The sequence below is a fragment of the Sphingomonas sp. genome (assembly GCF_030145815.1).
In the GTDB taxonomy this organism is placed as follows: domain Bacteria; phylum Pseudomonadota; class Alphaproteobacteria; order Sphingomonadales; family Sphingomonadaceae; genus Sphingomonas.
The window spans coordinates 1-21,484 of record NZ_JAIXHL010000022.1 but is presented as its reverse complement, the minus strand read 5'-3'; the positions used below and the strand labels follow the sequence as shown (position 1 = coordinate 21,484).

The following is a 21,484-nucleotide window of genomic DNA, read 5'->3' as shown; positions in this document are numbered from 1 at the left end:
GCGCGCCTAACCCAAAGCCCGGCCTTGTTCTATGCCCCTGATCGGCTATTCGCTCGGTCAGGAGATTTGACCATGACGATCAAGAAGCTGCGCAAGGCCGTGTTCCCGGTCGGGGGCCTCGGCACCCGCTTCCTCCCCGCGACCAAGGCGATGCCCAAGGAGATGCTGCCGGTCGTCGACCGCCCGCTGATCCAATATGCGGTGGATGAGGCGATCGAGGCGGGGATCGAGCAGATGATCTTCGTCACCGGCCGCGGCAAGACCGCGATCGAGGACCATTTCGACATCGCCTATGAGCTTGAGTCGACGATGGCCTCGCGCGGCAAGTCGCTGGAGATTCTCGACGCGACGCGGCTGAAGCCCGGTTCGATTGCCTATGTGCGCCAGCAGGAACCGATGGGCCTGGGCCACGCCGTGTGGTGCGCGCGCGACATCGTCGGGGACGAACCGTTTGCGGTGCTGCTCGCCGACGATTTCATGGTCGGGCAGCCGGGCTGCCTCAAGCAGATGGTCGACGCGTATAACAAGGTCGGCGGCAACCTGATCTGCGCACAGGAAGTGCCCGAATCGCAGACCGACAAATATGGCGTGATCACGCCCGGCACGCGCGACGGCACGCTGACGCAGGTGCACGGGCTGGTCGAAAAGCCCAAGCCCGGCACCGCGCCCTCGAACCTGGCGGTGATCGGTCGCTACATCCTTCAACCCGAAGTGATGCGGGTGCTGGAGACGCAGGAAGCGGGCGCGGGCGGCGAGATCCAGCTGACCGACGCGATGGCGCGGATGATCGGCGACCAGCCCTTCCACGGCGTGACGTTCCAGGGGACGCGCTACGATTGCGGCGACAAGGCCGGCTATGCCCAGGCCAATCTCGCGCTGGCGCTGGAGCGTGAGGATATCGGCCCGGCGGTGCTGGAATTTGCGCGCGGGCTGATTCGGTAAGCACGTTTTTAGTCGGGCGGCACCGTCCTAAGCCGACTATCGGTCGATGCTTGGCATCGCCAATGCCTTGGACTGCTTCGCGCTGTTGGCGCGACTGTCAGGATGCGCCGAACGGGCAACGGACGACACTTCGTGCCGAACGGACCGCCCTGTGCGCAGACGATTCGGGATGTCGCAAATTGTAACAGCGGCTCCCGGGAATATCGCCGGGACCGATCGCAACAACGATCGAACCTCAGCAATCACACACCGCAGACCAAAAAAAATGGCGACCCGAAGGCCGCCATTTTAAAATCTCGTCATGCAGACCAGCTTACGGGCTGGTCGGCTCATCGTCAGCGCTGGTCGCGGCATAGATGCCGAGGCCAACTGCAACGACCACGAACACGATCAGGAAGGGGAAACCACCATCCTGCAGGTTCGACTCACCCGCCGGGGTCGCAACGCGTGCTGCCTCAGCCTTCGAAACCGACGCCTGGGGCGCGGCCAGCGCCGGGGTCGTTGCAAGCGAGCAGGCCGCAACGGCCATCATCAACTTTGCCAACCGCATAAATTGCTCCCTCTTCTTATTCTCACGCAGTGTTGTAGCGCGTGCCCTATGCCACAGCCAAAGGTTTAGCTCAACAGGGTAAAACACCCAAATCGAGCACCCCCGGTTACGGCTAGAACGCCATAGTCATTGACCGGTTCCCATCCCGCCGGGTGATTTGGCACCCGCCATATGCTCACCGAGCAACAGCCAAGACGGCCTTTGCATGGGAAGGGTTAAGTTTTTGTGGCACCGACGTCAACTCGCTAGGCGACGGATGCCATTATTCGTCTGAAATTGTGGCGATGAAGCAACGGTTTTTGCCGCAGCGCCGCATTTCGGGCCGCTGGCGTCCCCAATCGCGCCGCTGCATCGGCGACTTGCCGAATCACTTGGTTCTGCTTTCGACCCGAACCGGGATAGGGCATAATGCGCAGCATGCGTTGCGGTGTCCGCTTGTTCCACCTCCTGCTGATCCTCGTGTTCGCCGCATGCGGCACACCTGTTTACGCACAAGTGACAGCAGACCCGGCGCTGTTTGAAGGGTTTCGCGCCGCCGATCTGCGGCTCGCCACCGCCGGGTATCGGCTGAGCACCGCCAATGCCGCGTTATGCGATCGACTGGAGCCCGGGCACGGTATCCAGGTGCATACCCTCGACCAATATGCGCCAGCGCTGCGTCCGGCAGTGGCGGCGCATTTCCGCTTTGCCGGGGCACTCGCGGTCGAGGGCGTGGTGTCCGGAAGCCCGGCGGAGCGCGCCGGCGTGCGGCCCGACGATACGATCGTGCGCTTTGGCGACATTGGGGTCGCCCCCCAAGCGGATGGGCCGGCCTCTACGGACCGGCTGGTCGCCTTTTGGAGTGCGGTAGCCGCGTTGTCCCCGACCGCGCCGATTCGCGTCGATCTGCTGCGCGCCGGCGTGCCGCTGACGGTCACGATCCAGCCGATCCCCGCATGCCGCACGCGCTATGAACTGGCGATCACCGCCGCGCTCGAAGCCAGCGCCAATGGCGACATGGTGCGGATCAGCTCGGGCTATTATGACAGCTTCCACGGCGACCTGCCGGTGGCGGCGATCGCGCATGAGCTGGCGCACAATATCCTGCGGCACCGCGAGCGGCTGAAGGCGGTGGGCGCAGAATTTGGTCTGCTGTCCGGCTTTGGCCGCAACATGGGCTTCTTCCGTCAGGTGGAGCTGCAGGCCGATACGCTCGCCGTCCATCTGCTCGCGCGCGCGGGCTATCCCGCCGATCTCGCCAGCCGCTTCCGCCAGCATCCGGTGGCCAAGGCGCGCTCGGGCATGTTCCAGTCGCCGTCACACCCGCATTGGCGGGACCGGCTCCGCGTGGCGCTGGCCGAAGAAGCGCGAATCGCTGCGAACGGTCCGGGCGCGCCGTTCGTGGCCGAGCGGGACTTGCCGCTGACGGGCGACTGGCGGCCGCTGGTGCCTAAACCCTGAGCCAATCGCGAATCGCATCTGTCACCGGCTGTGGCTTCTCCCACGGCACGAAATGTCCGGCATCGATCTGCACGATCGACAAATCGGGGATCAGCGCATCCAGCCCCTCCAACTGGACCGGCAGCAATGCGGTGTCGCGCATCCCCCAGATCACCAGCACCGGCATGGGCAGTGGCGGGAATGGGCCGTCGAGAAACGCGGGCCGCTCGGGCGTCTCGTCCATCGCGGGGACGACGATTGCACTCGCGCGATACCAGTTGAGCATCGCGGTCATCGCGCCGGGCTGGCTCCATTCGTCGATATACGCGGCGCGTTCGGGCGCGACCAATGCGGGGTCGGTATGCTTGGCAAAGGTCGTGTCGAAAAACCGCTCGGCTCCCATCGCTGCGATTTGCGCGTCGAGCGCGGGGTTGCGGAACGCGCGGATATATTGGCTCGCCGCGCGCTGCTCCATGTCGTCGAACAGCGACTTCTGGAAGACGAACGGGTGGGGGGCGTTGACAATGATCAGCTTCTCGACGCGGTCGGGATGCTGCAGTGCCGCCATCCACGCAATCGCGCCGCCCCAGTCATGGCCGACCAGCACGAAGCGGTCCTTGCCGAAATGCGTGGCGAGCGCGAGCAGGTCGCCGACCGGCTTGTCGGGGGTATAGTTTTCGACCCCTTCCGGTTTGGATGAGCGGGCAAAGCCGCGCTGATCCGGGGCGATGACGAAGTGTGACTTTGCCAGCTCCGGGATCTGGTGCCGCCAGGTGCGGTGCGATTCCGGGAAGCCGTGGAGCAGGATGATCGCAGGGGCGGCGGGATCGCCGGCCGTGGCGACGTCGAGCTCCACCCCGGTCGGTAGCGCTATTCGCTGCAGTTCAAACCCGGCCATTGCCCTCTCCATCGATTTTTCGAACCTAGGGTATGGGCGCATGGCCGGGCTGGCAAGGCCTCAGGGGTAGCTGACCGTCTTCGGCACTTCGGGGATCGGGATGAACTCCTTATCGTCGCCCGGGACCTTCGGGAACAGCCCGGCTTTCCAGTCTTCCTTCGCCTGATTGATCCGGTCGCGGTCGGACGAGACGAAGTTCCACCAGACATGGCGCGGCGTGCTGAACGCCTCGCCCCCGCACAGCATCACGCGACCGCCATTGCGCGAGGTGAGCCGGGCGGTCACGCCGGGGCGCAGGACGTAGAGCGTCTGCGGCTCCAGCTCGACCCCGTCGAGGCTGGCCTGCCCGAGCGCAAGATAGACCGCGCGCTCGTCCGCATCGGCATCGACCGGCACGCTCGCGCCGGGATCGAGCAGGATGTCGGCGTAGATCGTCCCGGCATAGGTCGTGGTCGGCGCGCTCTGACCCCACAGCGACCCCATGATGACCCGCGCCTTCGCCCCGCTGCTGTCGATCACCGGCAGGTCAGCCTTGGCGACATGCTCGAACGCCGGGTCCATCTCCTCGAACCGCTCGGGGAGCGCGAGCCAGGTCTGGATGCCCGACAGTTCCGGCCCGGCGGCGCGTTCAGTGGCGGGGGAGCGCTCCGAATGGACGATGCCATTGCCCGCCGTCATCAGATTGACCGCCCCCGGCTCGATCGTCGCGAACGTGCCCAGGCTGTCACGATGGTCGATCGCGCCGGCGAAGAGATAGGTGACGGTGGCCAGGTTGATGTGCGGGTGCGGGCGCACGTCGATGCCGGTTCCGACCTCCAGATGCGCCGGCCCCATCTGGTCGAAGAAGATGAACGGCCCGACCATGGTGCGCGGACGCGAGGGCAAGGTGCGATGCACCTTGAACCCGCCCAGATCATGGCTGGTCGGGTGAATCGTGTGGATGAACAGGTCGTCGGTCACGCCGCGTCTCCGCAATAGGGTGTCACGTGACAGATAGGGGCGAGCGCGCCGCGCCGCCATCCACCCGTTCGGGTTACTCCCCCGGTGCGCTCGCGCGGATCGCCATGGCATGGACGCGTTCGATCATCAGGTCGCCGAGCGCGCGGTTGACCAGCCGTTGGCGGTCGAGCCGCGACTTGCCCGCGAACGCCGCGCTTTCGATGACTACGGTGAAGTGCGATTCGCCACTGCCATCGTCGCCCATATGGCCGCGATGCTTGGCGCTGTCGTTGATCACGTCGAGCCGCGACGGGGCGAGCGCGGTGGTGAGACGGGCGGTGATTTCGGCGGCGACGGGGCCGGTAGCGGTGTCGGTCATCGCGCCTATATAGGCGGTTTTTTCCCCGGAGTCAGAGTGTCGCGCGAAGCCCCCAAAGATCGCCCCAAGGCCCGTTTCCATGGCCGCGTCGAGGCGCCGGGGCGGCTATGCGCGGAGCCGGGCTGCGCCGAACCGGGCGAGTTTCGCGCCCCGGCCGGGCCGGGCGGGCGCAGCGGCGACGGGCCAGGTGCCTATCGCTGGCTGTGCCTCGACCATGTCCGCGCGTTCAACTCGCGCTACAATTTCTTCGCGGGCATGAGCCCGGAGGAAATTCACGCGGCGCAGCGCCCCTACGCCGGATGGGAAAGCGAAACGCGCGCCTTCACCGCGACCGGCGGCGCGGATCGCCCGCCGCGCTGGGCTGACTTTGCCGATCCGCTCGACGCGATCGGCGCGCGTTTCCGTGCCGCACGCCCGCAAGAGCGCAAGGACGGCAAGCCGCTATCGGGTAAGGATCGGGAGGCATTGAAGGCGCTCGACCTAGACCTCGATGCCGATCGCACCGCGCTGCGCCGCCGCTATTCGGACCTGGTCCGGCGTTACCACCCCGACCGCAATGGCGGCGACCGCAGCCATGAGGGCGCACTGCAAAAGGTGATCGCGGCGTATCAGCAGCTGAAAGGCTCGCCAGCCTTCGCGTGAGGGCTTAGCTTCCGCAGCCGCCACAGCCGCCGCCCCCACAACCGCTGCCGCCGCCATCGCTGCCGGAATCTCCGCCGCTGCCGCCGCCGTCCCCGCTCGCCGCGCGCAGCTTGTGGAAGGCGTCGAACTCCGATCCGGCCAGCACCGCAGTCCCGAACAAGGCGACCGCCATCGCGGTCTCCCCCGTTTGCGGCGCGCGGCGGATGCGGTCGGCGTTCTTGCGCGCCGTGGACAGCGCCTCGGTCCCGGCGCGCTCCAGATCGCTCTGGATACGGCTCGCCTGGGGCCGCACCGCGCGTTCGATCCGGCTCCAGTCGAGCGGGGCGGTGAGCGCGAGGACGCCGGTTTCGGCACGGGTCGCGGCGCTGTGCGAGAGGATGTCGAGCTTCCCCTTCGCCCCCAGCGCCAGCGATTTCGCCGCAAGCAGCCGGGCGGTGACCGTTTCGGCCAGCCGTGCGCTGCCGCCCGACAGATAGGCGAGTTGTTCGGGATCGCTCACCGGCCGGTTGCGCCCCTCGGGCCGCATCCGGCCGGGAATGACGATGCCCAGCAGGATCACGATCAGCAGCAGGGCGATGTAAAGCGTCAGGAAGGGACCTCCGGTCCAGTCGAACACACCTAGCGGCATGTCACGTCACTCCTAGATAAAGCGCGAGCACGGTCATCGCGAGGAGGGCGAGCGCATAGAGCGCCGCCTGCCAGCGCGGCACGATGAATGCCTCGCGCGGATGCACCCGCCGCGCGCGGGGATCGTCGTTCAGCCGCCGGGCGGCTGAAGGCCAGATGTCGGAAGGGGGCGGAGCGCCAAACGCGGCCTTGTAGCGGGCCAGCGTGTCGGCATATTGGCGGTAATAGCGGCGATGCTCGTCCGCCCCGCCCGCCGTTGGACCATGGTGGAGCGCGCGACCCAGCACATCGGGGCAGAAGCGCTCCCAATAGTCGCGGGTATAGGTAAGGTGGAGGTGCCACGCCTGATCCACCGCATCGGACGGGGTTGCGGGCGTGTCGCCGGTGACGGCGAGGAAGGCGAAGCGGCGATATTCCTCGATCACCCGCTCCGCCGTCGCGGCGCTCCATCCATTTTCGCGCGCCAGGCGTGCGGAAAAGGAGAGCGCCGCTTCGGGGGGACCGATTTGGTGACTGATGATGCGTTGCCAGACCGGGTGGTCGGCGGTGTGGGCTGGGACAAGGTCCGCTGCACGCATCTATTCTCCTACTATCGCAGTAGGAAAATTTGTCAACCGGCTACCAGCCTTCCCCCGCTGTGATCCGCGCGCGCCGCGCAATCTCGACCGCGGCGGGTTCGGGGAATTGGAAGTCCGCAATTTCGACCGCGCCCTTCACGTCATAGGTCGCCATCGCGACGCCGTTGCGGGTCAGGCGATGCTCGACCAGTTCGAGCGACCGGGGCGGGGTGCCCTCACCGAACATCCGCTTGCCTTTGCCGAGCACCACCGGCGCGGTCATTGTCACGATCCGGTCGAGCAGCCCGCGTTCGAGCAGCTGCGGATACAGCGTTGAGCTGCCCTGAATGACGAGGTTCGGCCCATCACCGTCCTTGAGCGCGGCGAGCGCGTCGAGGTTCGCGAGCCGCTCGCTACCCGCCCACTCCAGCGGCGCATCACGGGTCGTCAGCACATATTTGCGGATCGTGCGGAACAGCTCGCCAATCTCGTCGCCCTCGGGCGCGAATGGCCAGTGGGCGGCGAAAATCTCGTACGTCCGCCGACCGAGCAGCAGGTCGAACGGCGGCTTGAACACGCTGTCGATCTGATTGCCGATGCCTTCGTCGAACAAGGCGGCGAGCCAGCCGCCCTGGTCGAACCCGCTGGTCCAGTCCTCTTCGGGGCCGCCGGGCGCCTGCATCACGCCGTCGAGGCTCAGGAATGCGGCACCGATAATATGTCTTGGCATGGGTACGGTCCTTAATCGCGATCGGGCGCACCGAGCGGGAAGAAGTGGCGATAGGGTCGTGCGCCGTCGACAGCGCGTGCCACCGAGGGATGCGCGAGCAGCCGGGCGCGATAGGCGCGCAGATTTGCGTGGCTCTCGGGGATCGGAATGATCCAGTCGGCGTAGAAGAGTGCGGGGGCGGCGGAGAGATCGGCGAGGGTGAACCGGTCGGTCGCCGCCCATGTCCGCCCGGCGAGATGCGCATCGAACCAGGCATAGCTGGTGGCGAGTTGCGCCGCGACCTGCTCGTCCGCCAGCGGGTCGCGCTTGTCCGCGGGCCGGATCGCGTTGAACACCAGCCGCGCGGCGGGGTCCATCACCTGCTGGTCGAACAGTCGGTCGAGCATGCGCACCTGCAACGCCGCGTCGGGGTCGGCGGGGATCAATCGTGGTGCGACCGAGACGCGATCGACATGCTCGGCGATGATGCTCGATTCGCCGAGCACCAGGTCGCCATCGACCAGTAGCGGAAAGCGCTTGAACGGCCAGAGTTCCGCCCAGCGCGCGCTGTTTTCCGGCTCGTCGGGCGACACCATGCGCAGCGTGAAGGGCCGGTCATGTTCGTAGAACGCGATCAGCGCCTTCCAGCAATAGGAGGAAAAGGGGTGGGCGTAGAGGTCGGGAATGCTCATTTCGGGGCCACCAGTCCGAACACCGCGCCCTGCGGATCGGTCGCGTGGAACACGCGGTCGCCGCCGGGCACCTCCATCGGGTCGCTATGCGGGGTGCCGCCCAGTTGCTTGACCTTGGCATGCGCCGCTTCGATGTCGGGGACGCGGAAATAATAGGTCCAGCCGACCGGCTTGTCCTCGCATTCGCGCGGCATCATCGCGCCCCACACCGCGTCCATATCGACTCCCGCATCCTTGCAGCGCAGGAAGCTGTATTCCCCCCATGGCATCGGCATGCCGCCGGCGTGCTCCCAGCCGAACACGGTGCTGTAGAAGGCAAATCCGCCCTCGGCGTCGCTGGTCTGCAGCTCGTTCCAGCTGACATACCCCGCGCCGAACCGGGCATAGGCGGTGCTGCTTTCCGGGCTGAACCCGCGCATCACGTAGAAGACAACGCCCTGTGGATCGGCGACCATCGCGAAGCGGCCGGTGCCCGGGATGTCGGTCGGGGGCACATGGACAGATCCGCCCGCCGCCTTGAGTTGCGCGACGCTGGCATCGACGTCATCGACCCCGATATAGCCAAGCCAGCCGACCTTCGCGCCGCCCGCCAGCATCGCCGCGTCGAGTGTCAGCATGCCACCGATATCGCCATCGTCCGCGTGCAGGATGCGATATTCCGCCCCGCCCGGAGCCATCGATTCAGCGTCGATCCGCCAGCCGATCACGCCTTCGTAAAAGGCGCGTGAGGCCTGCGGGTCGGGGGTCATCAGTTCGTACCAGATCCAGCTGCCATGCGGGTTGGTCATGTCCTGCGCTCCTTCGATCACGCCCGAAAAAGGAAACCGTCACCCCGGACTTGTTCCGGGGTCCACTCATTCTCACGCCCTGCGTCGGAGGCTCGAGCTTCGCGCTTGCCTCCCGGTGGACCCCGGCACAGGGCCGGGGTGACGATGGAGATTAGCCGCGCACCGTATCCAAAATCGGTGCGAACCCACCCCACATCATCCGTTGCCCGTCGAATGGCGGTTCGGGTTCGCGGTTGCTGTCGTCGGCCATGATCGCGGCCCAGGCGGTGTCGCGCGCGGCCTTGTCGGGCCATTCGATCCAGGCATAGACGACGCTTTCGTCGTCCCGCTTGTGGGTGGCGCGGTTATAGTCGGTCACCGAACCATCGGGGGTGTCATCGGCCCAGCCCTCGACGACGCGCAACGCGCCATGTGCCTGAAAGACCGGCGCCATCCGCGCCGCGAGTTCGTGATAGGCGCCCCGCTTGGCGGTTGGGACCGGGAGGACATAGCCGTCGACATAGCCCGCTGCGGCGGCAGCCGGGCCGGTGTCGACGATTGCCTCGAACCCGGCAAAGATCATGCGGCTGCCGTCGAACGGCATGTCCTTCATCGCTTTGAGCGCGTTCGGGTCGCTCATCATCTTTTCATTGGCCGCATCGCGCGTCGCCTTGTCGGGATATTCGAGCCAGCTGAACAACACCGTCTCGTCGTCCTTCAGACCGACCGATTGCTTCAGGTCGTTGACCTTGCCGTCGGGCACGTCATCGCCCCAGGTTTCGACGAAACGCGTCGCGCCAAGGCTCTTGAACAGCGCGATCGCGTCATGGGCATGTTCGATATACGCCGCTTTGTTGGTGGTCGGGACGGGGGTCAGGAATCCTTCGACATAGGTCATGGGGTCTCTCCTTGCGCGCCGGTCAGGCGTCGCCTTCTTTCTTGTGCCCCTTGAGCAGCGCGACCACCGCCATCGCGTGGCCATGGCCGAGCCCCAGCTCGTCCTTCAGCGTCGCGACGATCGCCATCGGCTTCACGCCGGGTGCGAGCGTGTCGCCCTGCGTCCAGCCGCGCGCGCGACCGAGGGCGCGCAGATCGTCGGGGGTCTTGCCGGTCTTTTGCTGAATGGTGTCGAGATAGGCCTGGAATGACATGTGCGGTCCATTCTTGATCGAGGATTCAGGCCGGTTCGTGCGCCGGTCCATCGGGGAAGGCGGCCATGGCGGCGTCCATGTCCATGAACATCGGTTCGAAGACGTGCCCGTCCGGGTCCTCGAAACTGCGGCCGTACATGAAGCCCATATCCTGTGCCGGGCGGACATCGGCCTTGCCGCCGGCCGCGCCGGCCTTTTCCGTGATCGCATCGACCGCGTTGCGGCTGTCGAACGACAGGCACAGCAAAACTTCGTTCACCTTCGCGGAATCGGCGATCGTCTTGTGCGGGATGAAGGTAGCGTAGAAATCATGGCTGAGGATCATCAGCGTGATCGTGTCCGACCACTGCATCGCGCTGGCCATTTCGTTGCTGAAGCGCGGGTCCCTGGTGAAGCCGATCGCCTCGTAAAAGGCTGTCGATGCCGCCACGTCCTTCACCGGCAGATTGACGAAGATCATTTTGGGTATCGCGCTTCTCCTGGAACGCGTTCGGGAAACTCTGCGGTTCCGAATCGCTTGCTTGAGCGTGATGCGCCGCTGAGTTATCAAAAGCAACTATGAAGTTACAAAAAATGACTAAACGCTCTGCCGGGAAGGCGAAGTGAAGCGCGAACGGCGGCGCTGGTATGATGACGCATGCGGCACGGCGATGGCGCTGGAGCTGGTGGGGGAGCGCTGGTCGCTGATGATCGTGCGTGAGCTGATGTTCGGCCCGCGCCGGTTCAGTGAGATCAAGGCGGCCCTGCCCGGCCTGTCGGCGAACATCCTGACCCAGCGGCTGGAGGGGTTGGAGGAGTCCGGCATCCTGACGCGCGAGAAATTGCCTCCCCCGGTGAACGCGCAGGTCTATGCCCTCACTCCCTGGGGCTATGAGGCGGAGAAACCGATCCAGCTGCTGGGCGCGTGGGCGGTGCGGTCGCCCGAACATGATCCGACGCTGCATCTCTCGGCGGCCTCCGCGATGATGTCGCTGCGGACCATGCACAATCCCGAGCTGACCGGCGACCTGGATATCATCGTCGGGTTTCGCATGAGCGATGACGCATTTGTCGGGCGCTATAATCGTGATGGCATCGATCTGAAGCGTGGCGACCCAAGCGGCGCGGACGTCATCTTCAACGGCCCGCCGACCGCGATTGCCGGGGCGGTCTATGGCGGCGCGCTGGCGGAGCTGGAGGCGGCGGGCGTGCTGCGGATCGAGGGCGATCACGCGCTGGCCGAGGCATTCGTGACGCGCTTCGTACTCCCGCCCAAATGGACGGAAGGCTAACCCAGCTTGCGGAGCGGCACGTGAGCCGATACCGCACCGCAAAAGACCCGTCCCGAGTCCGAAAGTCCCCATGACCAGCATCCCGAACACCCAGCCCGACAGCCGCGACACGACGATCCTGCAGGCGCCCGACAAGACGGTCAGCGTCCGCGACCTGTTCGGCATCGACATCGACATGGAAGTGCCGGCGTTCAGCGTGGCGGACGAGCGCGTTCCCGATCTCGACCCCGCCTACGTCTTCGACGCCGACACCACGCTCGCGATCCTCGCCGGCTTCGCGCACAACCGTCGCGTGATGATCCAGGGCTATCACGGCACCGGCAAGTCGTCGCACATCGAACAGGTTGCCGCGCGCCTCAACTGGCCGTGCATCCGCATCAACCTCGACGCGCATATCAGCCGCATCGACCTGATCGGCCGCGACGCGATCGTGCTCAAGGACGGGGTACAGGTCACCGAATTCCGCGAAGGCCTGCTGCCCTGGGCGCTGCAGACCCCGACCGCGCTCGTCTTCGACGAATATGATGCGGGCCGCCCCGACGTGATGTTCGTGATCCAGCGCGTGCTGGAGACCGAGGGCAAGCTGACCCTGCTCGACCAGAACCGCGTGATCCGCCCGAACCCGTATTTCCGCCTGTTCGCCACCGCCAACACCGTCGGCCTGGGGGACACCAGCGGCCTGTATCACGGCACGCAGCAGATCAACCAGGGTCAGATGGACCGCTGGAACATCGTCGTCACGCTCAACTACCTCCCCGCCGCGGTCGAGGCACAGATCGTGCTCGCCAAGAGCGGCGAATATGACAAGCCCGGCGGCAAGGAGATGGTCGACAACATGGTCCGCGTCGCCGAACTGACCCGGCGCGGCTTCATCAACGGCGACATCTCGACCGTGATGAGCCCCCGCACCGTCATCACCTGGGCGCAGAATACCGAAATCTTCAAGGATGTCGGCTTCGCCTTCCGCCTGAGCTTCCTCAACAAGTGCGACGAAGCGGAGCGGTCGCTGGTCGCGGAATATTATCAGCGCGTGTTCGGCAAGGACCTGCCCGAGAGCGTGGTGGGCAAGACTTGAAGCCAGTAGCCGCCTTTCTGTGCTTCATCGCAATGGCGTGCGGCCCGTCGAGCGCGGGAACTGAACGGCACAGCGTGCGCCTATTCGTGATCGACTGCTATTCCTCGATGATGGATGTTCGGGTAGCGGTCGATGGACGTGCAATCGCGATCACGCCTGCTTCCGAGATCAACGACTCGATTGCGCATTGCGGCTATTCTCCCGAACTGATCGTGGGGGATACTGCCACGGTCGAACTCTCTCGAGACGGCGAGCTACGGCGCGTTTCTGTGCGGATCCGTCCCACGGATAAGGCGATTTGGGTTCAAATGGCGGATTTGAACGCCGTTGCCTTTGATCGTTCGCCTGCGCTGGATTGAGCGTATTATGCCCACCGACTCCCCCCTCGACCAGTTCAAGTCCGTCCTTGCCGGGACGGCGCGGGCGCTCAGCCAAGAGCCGGAGCTGGAGCTTGCCTTCACCGCCGATGCGCCGGCGCAATCGGGGCGGCATCTCAAGGTGCCGATGCCCGGTCGCAACCTCCCGCCCGAGCAGGTGGCCGAAGCGCGCGGCTTCGCCGATGGCTTTGCGCTGCGGCTGCGGCTGCACGACGCCGCGACGCATCTGAAGGCCGCGCCGAAGGAGCCGGTTGCCCGTGCGGTGTTCGACGCGGTGGAGACGGCGCGGGTCGAGGCGCTGGGATCGCGCGGCTATGCCGGCATCGCCGACAATCTCGACCATGCGCTCGAGATGAAGATGCGGTCCGACCCGATCAGCCGGGCACGGACGCGCGATGAGGTGCCGCTGTCGACCGCCGTGCAACTGCTGGTGCGCGAACGGCTGACCGGGCGCGAATCGCCCGCCGCTGCCGCGCTCGGCCTGGCGCTGGTGCGCGACTGGATCGAGGACAAGGGCGGGGCTGACCTCGACGCGCTGGCGCTGGCGATCGACGATCAGGCGGCGTTCGCGCGGCTGGTCGGCAATCTGCTCGCCGATCTTGAGCTGACCGAAGGCGATCTGGTGCCCGAGGAGTCGGAAGAGGGCGGCGGCGAGGACGAAGGCACCGACGAGGCCGACGAGAGCGAGGCCGACGCGGGCGACGAGGCCGGGGACACCGGCGAAGGCGAGATCGACGCGCGCGGCGAACAGCGCGAGGGCGAGGGCGAGGAAGGCCCTGAGACCGAGCAGGAACAGGGCGAGTTCGAAGAGGGCGATGGCGAGCCCGGCGATCCGGGCGACGAAGGCATGATGCCCGTCCGCCCCAACCGCCCCTGGTCCGACCTGCCGCCGCAGTTCGAATATGGCGCCTACACGACGCAATATGACGAGGTGATCGCTGCCACCGACCTGTGCGACGATGAGGAGCTGACCCGGCTGCGCGCCTATCTCGACACGCAATTGTCGAACCTGCAGGGCGTGGTGACGAAGCTCGCCAACCGGCTCCAGCGCCGTCTGATGGCGCAGCAGAACCGCAGCTGGGACTTCGATCAGGACGAAGGGCTGCTCGACGCCGCCCGGCTGGCGCGGGTGATCGTCAACCCGATGCAGTCCTTGTCCTACAAGGTCGAGAAAGAGGCCGAGTTCAAGGACACGGTCGTCACGCTGCTGATCGACAATAGCGGATCGATGCGCGGTCGCCCGATCAGCATCGCCGCGATCAGCGCGGACATCCTCGCCCGCACGCTGGAGCGGGTCGGGGTCAAGACCGAGATCCTCGGCTTCACCACCCGCGCATGGAAGGGCGGCCAGAGCCGTGAGAAATGGCTTGCGGTAGGTCGCCCGGCGCAGCCCGGTCGCCTCAACGATGTCCGCCACATCGTCTACAAACAGGCTGACGAACCGTGGCGCCGCGCCAAGAAGTCGCTGGGCCTGATGATGCGCGAAGGGCTGCTCAAGGAGAATATCGACGGCGAGGCGCTGTTGTGGGCGCACCAGCGGCTGATCGCGCGGCCGGAGGATCGCAAGATCCTGATGGTGATCAGCGACGGCGCGCCGGTCGATGATTCGACATTGAGCGTCAACAGCGGCTCCTATCTGGAGCGGCATCTGCGCCAGGTGATCGGGTGGATCGAGAGCCGCTCGCCGGTCGGGCTAGTCGCGATCGGCATCGGCCATGACGTGACGCGCTATTACAGTCGCGCGGTGACGATCATGGATGTCGACCAGCTCGCCGGCACGATGATCGAACAGCTGGCGTCGCTGTTCGACCTCGATGCCTGACGCACCCGGCGGCATCGCGCCGCCGCCGGGCGGCTTTCACCCTCCGGTCAAGCGATCGATGACGATCGCCGGGCATCCAACCTCGATCAGCCTTGAACCCATATTCTGGGAGGCGCTGGAGGCCGCTGCCCCTGCACGCGGCCTGCCGCTCAGCGCGCTCGTCGCGCAGATCGATTATCTGCGCATTCAGGCCGACGATCCCCCCAATCTCGCCAGCGCGTTGCGCAGCTGGCTGCTGCACGATGCGACAAAGTTGCGACAATATTGAAAACGATTCGCATTAGTGTTGACAGTGCGAACGACTCTCAATAGCGGATGCCCCAACGACAATCGAAAGGGGTTTCCATGTCTTCCAGCTCGTCCGACGCGTTCCGCGCCGCGCCCGCATTTCTGGCGCTGGCTGCAGTCGGCTTTGTCGCGTCCGCGCCCGCCTATGCCGCCGATCCGGTTGATCCGGTCGCGGATCAGGACCGCGCCGATGTCGTCGTGACGGGCGAGCAGGTGCGGTCGGAACAGGCCAGCCCCAAATCGACCCGCCCGGTGCGCGACACGCCGCAGACCGTCACCATCCTGACCAACAAGGTGATCGAGGAGCAAAACCTGCTCACGCTGCGCGACGTGCTCTCGACGGTCCCGGGCATCACCTTTGGCGCAGCGGAGGGCGGCATCGCCCCGAGCGACCAGATCACCCTGCGCGGCTATTCCGCCTCGTCGGACATCACTACCGACGGCGTGCGCGACAGCGCCCCCTATTCGCGCAGCGACCCGTTCAACCTGGAGCAGGTCGAGGTCACCAACGGCGCCAACTCGGTCTATAACGGTTCGGGATCGGTCGGCGGGTCGATCAACATCGTGACCAAGCGTCCCCAGGCGGAAACGTCGATCGCGGTGCAGGGCGGAATCGGCACCGATGATTATGTTCGCGGCACGATCGACGCCAATGTCCGCGCCAATGATATGATCGCAGTGCGCCTCAACGCGATGGTTCACCAGAACGACGTGCCGGGCCGCGATGTCGAAACTTACGAGCGTTGGGGCGTCGCGCCGTCAGTGGCGATCGGGATCGAAGGACCCACCAGCCTGACGCTGCAGTACCTGCATCAGGAAGAGACCAATATCCCGCAGTACGGCGTGCCCTATTACAAGAACGGCGTGTCCAACGGCGCGCTGCCGGGCATCGATCGCAGCGACTATTTCGGGTACCGCAACGTCGATACGCAGGAGATCACCGTCGATCAGGCGACGGCGACCTTCGCGCATGAATTCAGCGACAAGCTGTCGATCCGCAACCTGACCCGCTGGCAACAGGTGCAGCAGCTGACGATCGTCGGCCCGCCGCAGGGGACGTTCTGCCTGACTGGCGGCGTCACCCCGGCGGGCGTCGCGTGCCCCGCGACCGTTCCCACCGGCTATTATCTGATCGGCGGCCCGCGCGGAAACCTGCGCGATACGACCAGCGAGCTGATGTACAATCAGGTCGACCTGTCGGCACAGTTCGCCACCGGCGCGGTCGAGCACAGCCTGGTCGTCGGCGCATCGGCGGGGTGGGAGAAGTTCTTCCTGTCCACCGGCAACGTCTATCGCAACGCCAACGGCACCGTCGCCAACGCGACCTATCCGCTGATCAACTGGGCCAACCCGAACGACGTCGTCGCGGGTCCCGCGGGCTTCACCTATGGCAGCAACGTCTACACCGGCCCGGTCAACTTCTTCGAGAGCGGTCGCCAGCGTGGCGAGGTGACTAACTATGCCGTCTACCTGTTCGACACGATGAAGCTCGGCAAGTTCGAGCTCAACGGCGGCGTCCGCTATGGGCGGAACGAAGGCAATTACCAGACCGACACCAGCACCGCCGCGACGGTCACCACGCCGCAGGGCGCGATCGTCACCGGCCCGCGCTTCCGCAACAATGCCGACCTGTTCAGCTATCGCGTCGGCCTGGTCTACAAGCCGGTCGAGGCAGTGACGCTCTACGCCGCCTATGGCAACGCCCAGACCCCGTCGCAGAGCGCGGTCAACGGCGGCTGCACCGCGCTGACCTGCAATGTCGATCCGGAAACCGCGAAGAATTACGAGATCGGCGCCAAGGCAGAGATCGGTCGCGCGCTGTTCAGCATCGCCGCGTTCCGCAACGAGCGTGACCAGTACAAGGTGCCGTCGAACGACCCGACGCTCCCCGATCAGGTGCTCGACGGCCATTCGCGCGTCGATGGCATTGCGGTCAGCGCGACCGGCAACATCACCCCGGCCTGGTCGATCACCGCCAACTACACCTATCTGGAACCGAAGCTGATCCAGTCGGTGTCGGACTTCTGCCTTGCGAACCCGAGCACCGCGTGCGGCAACAGCGCCACCAACCGCGATCCGGCGGCGGGCGCGGCGCTGCAGAATGTGCCGAACCATTCGGGCAGCCTCTATACCACCTACACGCTGCCGTTCGGGTTGAAGCTGGGCTACGGCGTCACCTATCAAGGCAGCTTCGCGCTGAACCTGCCGACTGCGGCGTCGGCGGTGATCTATCGCTCGGACGATTACCTCGTCCACAATGCGTCGGTTTCCTACGACATCACCCGCGACCTCAGCGTGCTGGTGAACGTCAAGAACATCACCAACGAGCTCTACTATACCCGCATCCGCAACAATGGCTGGGCGACGCCGGGTGACGCGCGCTCGGCGGTGCTGACTGTGGGCTACCGCTTCTAAGGCTAAAGGGGGAGGAGCGGGTGGAGCCATCCCTGTCCCCAGGCTTCCATCCGCTCCGACCCCCCTTTAGAAGGCGCTCCTATGCTGATCGCGATTCCCGACCTGCTCGACGCCGCCACGCTCGCCGATCTGCGCACGACGATCGACGTGGCCGAGTGGATCGACGGCAATGCGACCTCCGGCCACCAATCGGCACTCGCCAAGAATAACGAGCAACTGCCCGAGGACAGCGCGGCGGCGAAGGCGGCGGGGAAGGTGATCCTTGACGCGCTGGGTCGCTCGCCCTTGTTTTTTGCGGCCGCATTGCCGCTCAAGGTCTTCCCGCCCTTGTTCAACCGCTACGGCGTCGGCCAGACCTTTGGTGTGCATGTCGATAGCGCAATCCGCATCCAGCGCGGCACCGATTTCCGCATCCGCAGCGACCTGTCGATGACCGTCTTCCTCGAAGACCCCGCCGCCTATGACGGCGGCGAGCTGGTGATCGAGGATCAGTTCGGCGTCCAGCGGGTCAAGCTCCCCGCCGGCCATGCGATCCTCTATCCCTCCTCCAGCCTGCACAAGGTCGAGCCGGTGACGCTCGGCGCCCGCGTCGCCTCCTTCTTCTGGATCCAGTCGATGATCCGCGACGATGGCGCGCGGCGCATATTGTTCGACCTCGACCAGAGCGTGCAGCGCCTGACCGGCCAGCTCGGCGGCACCGACCGCAGCGTGATCGAGCTGACTGGCGTGTACCACAATCTGCTGAGGCGTTGGGCGGACGCGTAAGCTAGTCCAGCATTGCCCGCATTGCCGACGACAGCCACTCGCCGCTTCCCCGCACCACCAGCTGTACCGCCAGCCCTTCGCGCTCGGCCAGCGCCATCGCCGCGTCCGGTTCCAGCACGGTCAGCGCGCTCGCCCAGGCGTCGGCGTGGCAGCAATCGGCGTGGACGACGGTAACGCTCGCCGTGCCATGCGCGATCGGGCGGCCGGTCCGCGGATTGATACTATGGCTCCCGTGCGCGCCAACGCGACGATAATCGCCCGATGTGGCGACTGCGATGCCGTGCAGCGCGATCCGCAGCGGGGGCAGCGCCACGCCCGGCGGCGCCTCGACATCGACCCACCAGGGCTGGCCATCGGGCGGAATCCCCACGCCGACCAGCTCGCCGCCAATCTCGACCAGAAAATCGGTGCAGCCTATCCCGCGCAGCCGCGCCGCCACCGCATCGACCGCATAGCCCTTGGCGATCCCCGACAGGTCGAGCCGCGCCGGGCGCGTGCGGCGCAAGCGCAGCAGCGGCGCGTCCAGCTCCATCGCCCCCGGTCCGATTGCGGCGCGGGCAGCGTCGATCGCACCGTCATCAGGAACATCGTCGCGCGGTCCCGGCGGGCCGAAGCCCCACAGGTCGACCAGTGCCCCCATCGCCGGATCGAACGCCCCGTCCGAACGCGTCGCGATATCCAGCGCGACGGTCATCACCTGCACGAACTCTGGCGCGATGCCGTGCCAGCCTCCCGGCGCGGCGGCGTTGATCCGGCTCAGCTGCGATGCCGGCTCCCAATTGCTCATCTGCGCGATGATATGCGCCAGCACGCCCTGAATCGCGGCCTCCACCCCGGGCGGCGGCGCAACGATCGCGGCCGACCAGCGCGTCCCCATCGTCTCCCCGCCAAACCCCTCGACCCGCGCATGCGCCCGCCGCCGGTGAAAGGCAGCGGGCGACAGTGTCGCGGGAATGGCGATGCGGGGCTCGGGCGTCAGGGCGCCATCACCTCGACCGTGGTGACATAGCTTGCACGGCGCGCACCGGGGGCGGGCGGGGCGCCTTCTTCGCCACCCGCGCGCGGGGTGGTGACGTTGATCCAGGTCATGCCCGGATCGCTCCACTTGATCGTGACCTTGCCATCGGCGCCGGTCTTCAGATCCTGCTGACGCAGTTGGTCGCGATAGCGAATGCCGCCCGGGATCACCGTGACCGCCAAGCCTGCAGCCGGCTTGCCGTCGAGCAGGAACTGGAAGGTCGCGTCCTCGCCCATCACCAGATCGTTGGGATGCGTCACCGGCACTAGCTCGATGCCCTTGCCGACCGGCTTGAACACGGTCGTGGTCGGCTCACCCGCCGTCACGAAAATCTCGTTGCGGTTGCTGTTGATCGACGTGCGCACATCGGTCGCGCCCGCCGGGATTACGCTGGCGAGCTTGTCGGCAGTGGTGCCGCGCGGGATGCGAACCTCTTCGCCGTTCAGCTTGTACGATCCCATCACGCCCTCGCTGGCGTAGTAGATCTTGTAGGTGCCGCGCTGTTGGATCTGCACGTCGAGTGTGGTGCGATAGCGGCCGGTCGCCTTGTTCTTGACCTCGCCCGGCGTGCCGTCGGGCAGCATCACCGCGATGTCGGCGCGCAGCGGCTGATGCTCGAAATAGAACAGGTCGTTGGACACGGCGGCATCGACCGTGACCCAGACATCGGCGCCTTCGCCCGAGACGACGGTCATCGACGGGAGCATCCACTGGCGGTGCGCCTGGACACTGGCGGGAATGGCGACCGCAGCGATTGCGGTGGCGATGAGGAGATTGCGGAACTTCATAGTCAGGCCCCTCGATTCAACGCTTCACGGTCAAAGTAACTGCGCCCAGCTCGCTAGAGCCGCTGGCACGGGCGGTGCCGCCCTTGGGCAGCGAGAGGGGGATGCGGACCAACTCGCGCCCGCCCACTTCGCGCGCGGCCTCGACCACCAGCGTGTAGTTGCCCGGTGTCAGCTTGGGCTTGAAGCTCACCTTGTGCGTGCCGGGCGCCTTGGTGGCGCCGGTCACGCCGGCGGCGGGAAAGCGCATCGTGCGGCCCGATGCGCGCCACCATTGGCGCACGTCGCGCAGCCACTTGGTGCCCTCATTGTTCTTGAGGTCGACATCATACCAGACGGAGAGGGTCTGGGCCGGGCCGCCCTCCTTCTCGATCCAGATCGCGACATAGGGCCGGTGATATTCGGCGACCGTCAGGCGCGGGATCGTGACCGAGACGTCGAGCGTCTGCGCGGCCGCCATCCCCGGCGCGAACAGGCCTGCGCCCAATGCGGTGGCGGTCAATCCGGTTACGCGAAACTGCATGTCGGGCGGCTCCCTTTAGATATGGATGAAGAAGATCGCGAGGACCGCGGGAATGACGAGGCCCGCACCGACCAGCGGCCAGGTGCTCGGGCGATTCTTGGAATGCATTTGCAGCAGCACGAGACCGGTCAGCGAAAACACGATGCAGGCGAGCACGAAGATGTCGATGAACCACTTCCACACCGTGCCGCTGTTGCGGCCCTTGTGCAGGTCGTTGAGCCAGGCGATCCAGCCGCGATTGGTCTGCTCGGTCGTCACCGCGCCGCTCGCGCGGTCGATCGCGACCCAGCCATCGCCGCCGGGGCGGGGAAGGGCGAGGTAGATTTCGTCGGCCGACCATTCGGCATCGCCGCGGGCGTGTTTGACGTCCAGATTGCCCTCGACCCAGTCGGCGACCGGGGCGGGCAAGGGTTTCTTCGTATCGGCAGCGTCGTCGGCCTTTACGGCGGGCAGCAGCGGCGCGGGCAATTGTGCGGCACGCTCCACCGTCTGCGGCGATCCTTCGATCTCGGCGGCGTGATTGAGCGTGAACCCGGTGACCGCGAACAGCAGCAACCCGACCAGGCTGATCGCCGAGCTGATCCAGTGCCAGGTATGCAGCTGCTTCAGCCAAAAGGCCTTGCGGCTGCGCTTGGCACGCGCGGTCGTGGTGGTTCCGTGCATCGGGGTGAGAAGGACCTAATTGCGATTCGTTCGCAGCTTTAGCGAGAGTGATTCGCAATTACAATCGGCGCGTGTGTGCGGCCCCTTAACAGGCCGTTGACGTAGTCGCCTTTTCGGCGGCGGGGCTCAATGTTCGCCAGCAGAGGCGGCGATGAGCAGGATGCCTGCTTGGCCTGCCGCCTGGCCGATGAAGGCAAAGAGCAGCGTGTT

General features: G+C 66.0%; 26 protein-coding genes. 10 read left to right on the top strand and 16 right to left on the bottom strand.

Annotated features, from left to right (window positions below; translation table 11 throughout):
- Positions 1–72: 72 nt before the first annotated feature.
- Positions 73–942 (top strand): UTP--glucose-1-phosphate uridylyltransferase GalU, encoded by an 870-nt coding sequence (gene galU / locus KYX69_RS17600; protein WP_300499572.1) that lies wholly within the window; start codon positions 73–75, stop codon positions 940–942.
- Positions 943–1,255: 313 nt separating this feature from the next.
- Here galU and KYX69_RS17595 read toward each other — a convergent pair whose 3' ends face one another.
- Positions 1,256–1,492 (bottom strand): hypothetical protein, encoded by a 237-nt coding sequence (locus KYX69_RS17595; protein WP_300499569.1) that lies wholly within the window; start codon positions 1,490–1,492, stop codon positions 1,256–1,258.
- Between the two features lie 417 nt (positions 1,493–1,909).
- On the opposite strand from KYX69_RS17595, the gene KYX69_RS17590 reads away from it, so the two are divergent.
- A complete protein-coding gene (locus KYX69_RS17590) occupies positions 1,910–2,932 on the top strand; it encodes a M48 family metallopeptidase (protein WP_300499566.1) in 1,023 nt (340 codons plus the stop codon).
- On the opposite strand, the gene KYX69_RS17585 is transcribed toward KYX69_RS17590, so the two are convergent.
- The 3 genes from KYX69_RS17585 to KYX69_RS17575 all read right to left on the bottom strand — a co-directional run bounded on the left by KYX69_RS17585 (position 2,922) and on the right by KYX69_RS17575 (position 5,127).
- Positions 2,922–3,809, bottom strand: a complete 888-nt coding sequence (locus tag KYX69_RS17585) for an alpha/beta hydrolase (RefSeq protein ID WP_300499563.1) — start codon at positions 3,807–3,809, stop codon at positions 2,922–2,924. The two genes, KYX69_RS17590 and KYX69_RS17585, sit on opposite strands and share 11 nt — an antisense overlap.
- A 60-nt stretch (positions 3,810–3,869) precedes the next feature.
- Positions 3,870–4,769 carry a pirin family protein gene (locus KYX69_RS17580; RefSeq protein WP_300499561.1) on the bottom strand — a complete coding sequence of 300 codons (900 nt, stop codon included), beginning with the start codon at positions 4,767–4,769 and terminating at the stop codon, positions 3,870–3,872.
- 73 nt (positions 4,770–4,842) lie between these two features.
- Positions 4,843–5,127: a BolA family transcriptional regulator gene (locus tag KYX69_RS17575; protein WP_300499558.1), complete on the bottom strand. Its 285-nt coding sequence runs from the start codon at positions 5,125–5,127 to the stop codon at positions 4,843–4,845.
- A gap of 36 nt (positions 5,128–5,163) precedes the next feature.
- Here KYX69_RS17575 and KYX69_RS17570 point away from each other — a divergent pair, with 36 nt between their 5' ends.
- Positions 5,164–5,769, top strand: a complete 606-nt coding sequence (locus tag KYX69_RS17570) for a J domain-containing protein (protein WP_300499555.1) — start codon at positions 5,164–5,166, stop codon at positions 5,767–5,769.
- A gap of 4 nt (positions 5,770–5,773) precedes the next feature.
- Here the strand turns inward: KYX69_RS17570 and KYX69_RS17565 are convergent, their stop codons facing one another.
- From KYX69_RS17565 to KYX69_RS17530, 8 genes are all read right to left on the bottom strand, one after another.
- Positions 5,774–6,397, bottom strand: a complete 624-nt coding sequence (locus tag KYX69_RS17565; RefSeq protein WP_300499552.1) for a TIGR04222 domain-containing membrane protein — start codon at positions 6,395–6,397, stop codon at positions 5,774–5,776.
- A 1-nt stretch (position 6,398) separates the two neighbouring features.
- Entirely contained in the window at positions 6,399–6,974 is a 576-nt protein-coding gene (locus tag KYX69_RS17560; protein ID WP_300499549.1) for a hypothetical protein, read from the bottom strand.
- Positions 6,975–7,014: 40 nt separating this feature from the next.
- Positions 7,015–7,683 (bottom strand): dihydrofolate reductase family protein, encoded by a 669-nt coding sequence (locus KYX69_RS17555; protein WP_300499546.1) that lies wholly within the window; start codon positions 7,681–7,683, stop codon positions 7,015–7,017.
- An 11-nt stretch (positions 7,684–7,694) separates the two neighbouring features.
- Entirely contained in the window at positions 7,695–8,354 is a 660-nt protein-coding gene (locus KYX69_RS17550; RefSeq protein WP_300499543.1) for a glutathione S-transferase family protein, read from the bottom strand.
- A complete protein-coding gene (locus tag KYX69_RS17545) occupies positions 8,351–9,142 on the bottom strand; it encodes a VOC family protein (RefSeq protein ID WP_300499540.1) in 792 nt (263 codons plus the stop codon). Before KYX69_RS17545 ends, KYX69_RS17550 begins: the two co-directional genes overlap by 4 nt.
- A 151-nt stretch (positions 9,143–9,293) precedes the next feature.
- A complete protein-coding gene (locus tag KYX69_RS17540; RefSeq protein ID WP_300499537.1) occupies positions 9,294–10,019 on the bottom strand; it encodes a DUF1428 domain-containing protein in 726 nt (241 codons plus the stop codon).
- A 22-nt stretch (positions 10,020–10,041) separates the two neighbouring features.
- Positions 10,042–10,272: a DUF4287 domain-containing protein gene (locus KYX69_RS17535; protein ID WP_300499534.1), complete on the bottom strand. Its 231-nt coding sequence runs from the start codon at positions 10,270–10,272 to the stop codon at positions 10,042–10,044.
- A gap of 25 nt (positions 10,273–10,297) precedes the next feature.
- Positions 10,298–10,732 (bottom strand): VOC family protein, encoded by a 435-nt coding sequence (locus tag KYX69_RS17530; RefSeq protein ID WP_367280213.1) that lies wholly within the window; start codon positions 10,730–10,732, stop codon positions 10,298–10,300.
- 142 nt (positions 10,733–10,874) lie between these two features.
- Between KYX69_RS17530 and KYX69_RS17525 the strand changes: the two genes are divergently transcribed.
- The 7 genes from KYX69_RS17525 to KYX69_RS17495 all read left to right on the top strand — a co-directional run bounded on the left by KYX69_RS17525 (position 10,875) and on the right by KYX69_RS17495 (position 18,285).
- Positions 10,875–11,543 carry a helix-turn-helix domain-containing protein gene (locus tag KYX69_RS17525; protein ID WP_300499532.1) on the top strand — a complete coding sequence of 223 codons (669 nt, stop codon included), beginning with the start codon at positions 10,875–10,877 and terminating at the stop codon, positions 11,541–11,543.
- A gap of 70 nt (positions 11,544–11,613) precedes the next feature.
- Entirely contained in the window at positions 11,614–12,618 is a 1,005-nt protein-coding gene (cobS, locus tag KYX69_RS17520; RefSeq protein ID WP_300499529.1) for a cobaltochelatase subunit CobS, read from the top strand.
- Positions 12,615–12,977, top strand: coding sequence for a hypothetical protein (locus KYX69_RS17515; RefSeq protein WP_300499527.1), 363 nt, complete (start codon positions 12,615–12,617; stop codon positions 12,975–12,977). The genes cobS and KYX69_RS17515 overlap by 4 nt, the downstream gene beginning before the upstream one ends.
- Positions 12,978–12,984: 7 nt before the next feature.
- On the top strand, positions 12,985–14,817 hold the full coding sequence (cobT, locus tag KYX69_RS17510; protein WP_300499524.1) for a cobaltochelatase subunit CobT: 1,833 nt from the start codon (positions 12,985–12,987) through the stop codon (positions 14,815–14,817).
- Positions 14,810–15,085 (top strand): ribbon-helix-helix domain-containing protein, encoded by a 276-nt coding sequence (locus KYX69_RS17505; protein WP_300499521.1) that lies wholly within the window; start codon positions 14,810–14,812, stop codon positions 15,083–15,085. The genes cobT and KYX69_RS17505 overlap by 8 nt, the downstream gene beginning before the upstream one ends.
- A 77-nt stretch (positions 15,086–15,162) precedes the next feature.
- Positions 15,163–17,520 carry a TonB-dependent siderophore receptor gene (locus KYX69_RS17500; RefSeq protein WP_300499519.1) on the top strand — a complete coding sequence of 786 codons (2,358 nt, stop codon included), beginning with the start codon at positions 15,163–15,165 and terminating at the stop codon, positions 17,518–17,520.
- Positions 17,521–17,601: 81 nt separating this feature from the next.
- Positions 17,602–18,285, top strand: a complete 684-nt coding sequence (locus KYX69_RS17495) for a Fe2+-dependent dioxygenase (protein WP_300499516.1) — start codon at positions 17,602–17,604, stop codon at positions 18,283–18,285.
- Position 18,286: 1 nt separating this feature from the next.
- Here KYX69_RS17495 and KYX69_RS17490 read toward each other — a convergent pair whose 3' ends face one another.
- The 4 genes from KYX69_RS17490 to KYX69_RS17475 all read right to left on the bottom strand — a co-directional run bounded on the left by KYX69_RS17490 (position 18,287) and on the right by KYX69_RS17475 (position 21,274).
- Positions 18,287–19,162, bottom strand: a complete 876-nt coding sequence (locus KYX69_RS17490) for an FAD:protein FMN transferase (RefSeq protein ID WP_300499513.1) — start codon at positions 19,160–19,162, stop codon at positions 18,287–18,289.
- A 98-nt stretch (positions 19,163–19,260) separates the two neighbouring features.
- Positions 19,261–20,091: a DUF4198 domain-containing protein gene (locus tag KYX69_RS17485; RefSeq protein WP_300499510.1), complete on the bottom strand. Its 831-nt coding sequence runs from the start codon at positions 20,089–20,091 to the stop codon at positions 19,261–19,263.
- A gap of 16 nt (positions 20,092–20,107) precedes the next feature.
- On the bottom strand, positions 20,108–20,548 hold the full coding sequence (locus KYX69_RS17480) for a DUF2271 domain-containing protein (protein ID WP_300499678.1): 441 nt from the start codon (positions 20,546–20,548) through the stop codon (positions 20,108–20,110).
- A 78-nt stretch (positions 20,549–20,626) separates the two neighbouring features.
- Positions 20,627–21,274: a PepSY-associated TM helix domain-containing protein gene (locus KYX69_RS17475; RefSeq protein WP_300499508.1), complete on the bottom strand. Its 648-nt coding sequence runs from the start codon at positions 21,272–21,274 to the stop codon at positions 20,627–20,629.
- Positions 21,275–21,484 lie beyond the last annotated feature (210 nt).

Coding starts and splice junctions, on each gene's coding strand:
- galU (WP_300499572.1), top strand. CDS start 73: ATGACGATCAAGAAGCTGCGCAAGGCCGTGTTCCCGGTCGGGGGCCTC.
- KYX69_RS17595 (WP_300499569.1), bottom strand. CDS start 1,492: ATGCGGTTGGCAAAGTTGATGATGGCCGTTGCGGCCTGCTCGCTTGCA.
- KYX69_RS17590 (WP_300499566.1), top strand. CDS start 1,910: ATGCGTTGCGGTGTCCGCTTGTTCCACCTCCTGCTGATCCTCGTGTTC.
- KYX69_RS17585 (WP_300499563.1), bottom strand. CDS start 3,809: ATGGCCGGGTTTGAACTGCAGCGAATAGCGCTACCGACCGGGGTGGAG.
- KYX69_RS17575 (WP_300499558.1), bottom strand. CDS start 5,127: ATGACCGACACCGCTACCGGCCCCGTCGCCGCCGAAATCACCGCCCGT.
- KYX69_RS17565 (WP_300499552.1), bottom strand. CDS start 6,397: ATGCCGCTAGGTGTGTTCGACTGGACCGGAGGTCCCTTCCTGACGCTT.
- KYX69_RS17560 (WP_300499549.1), bottom strand. CDS start 6,974: ATGCGTGCAGCGGACCTTGTCCCAGCCCACACCGCCGACCACCCGGTC.
- KYX69_RS17555 (WP_300499546.1), bottom strand. CDS start 7,683: ATGCCAAGACATATTATCGGTGCCGCATTCCTGAGCCTCGACGGCGTG.
- KYX69_RS17550 (WP_300499543.1), bottom strand. CDS start 8,354: ATGAGCATTCCCGACCTCTACGCCCACCCCTTTTCCTCCTATTGCTGG.
- KYX69_RS17545 (WP_300499540.1), bottom strand. CDS start 9,142: ATGACCAACCCGCATGGCAGCTGGATCTGGTACGAACTGATGACCCCC.
- KYX69_RS17540 (WP_300499537.1), bottom strand. CDS start 10,019: ATGACCTATGTCGAAGGATTCCTGACCCCCGTCCCGACCACCAACAAA.
- KYX69_RS17535 (WP_300499534.1), bottom strand. CDS start 10,272: ATGTCATTCCAGGCCTATCTCGACACCATTCAGCAAAAGACCGGCAAG.
- KYX69_RS17530 (WP_367280213.1), bottom strand. CDS start 10,732: ATGATCTTCGTCAATCTGCCGGTGAAGGACGTGGCGGCATCGACAGCC.
- cobS (WP_300499529.1), top strand. CDS start 11,614: ATGACCAGCATCCCGAACACCCAGCCCGACAGCCGCGACACGACGATC.
- cobT (WP_300499524.1), top strand. CDS start 12,985: ATGCCCACCGACTCCCCCCTCGACCAGTTCAAGTCCGTCCTTGCCGGG.
- KYX69_RS17505 (WP_300499521.1), top strand. CDS start 14,810: ATGCCTGACGCACCCGGCGGCATCGCGCCGCCGCCGGGCGGCTTTCAC.
- KYX69_RS17500 (WP_300499519.1), top strand. CDS start 15,163: ATGTCTTCCAGCTCGTCCGACGCGTTCCGCGCCGCGCCCGCATTTCTG.
- KYX69_RS17495 (WP_300499516.1), top strand. CDS start 17,602: ATGCTGATCGCGATTCCCGACCTGCTCGACGCCGCCACGCTCGCCGAT.
- KYX69_RS17490 (WP_300499513.1), bottom strand. CDS start 19,162: ATGGGGACGCGCTGGTCGGCCGCGATCGTTGCGCCGCCGCCCGGGGTG.
- KYX69_RS17485 (WP_300499510.1), bottom strand. CDS start 20,091: ATGAAGTTCCGCAATCTCCTCATCGCCACCGCAATCGCTGCGGTCGCC.
- KYX69_RS17480 (WP_300499678.1), bottom strand. CDS start 20,548: ATGGCGGCCGCGCAGACGCTCGACGTCTCGGTCACGATCCCGCGCCTG.
- KYX69_RS17475 (WP_300499508.1), bottom strand. CDS start 21,274: ATGCACGGAACCACCACGACCGCGCGTGCCAAGCGCAGCCGCAAGGCC.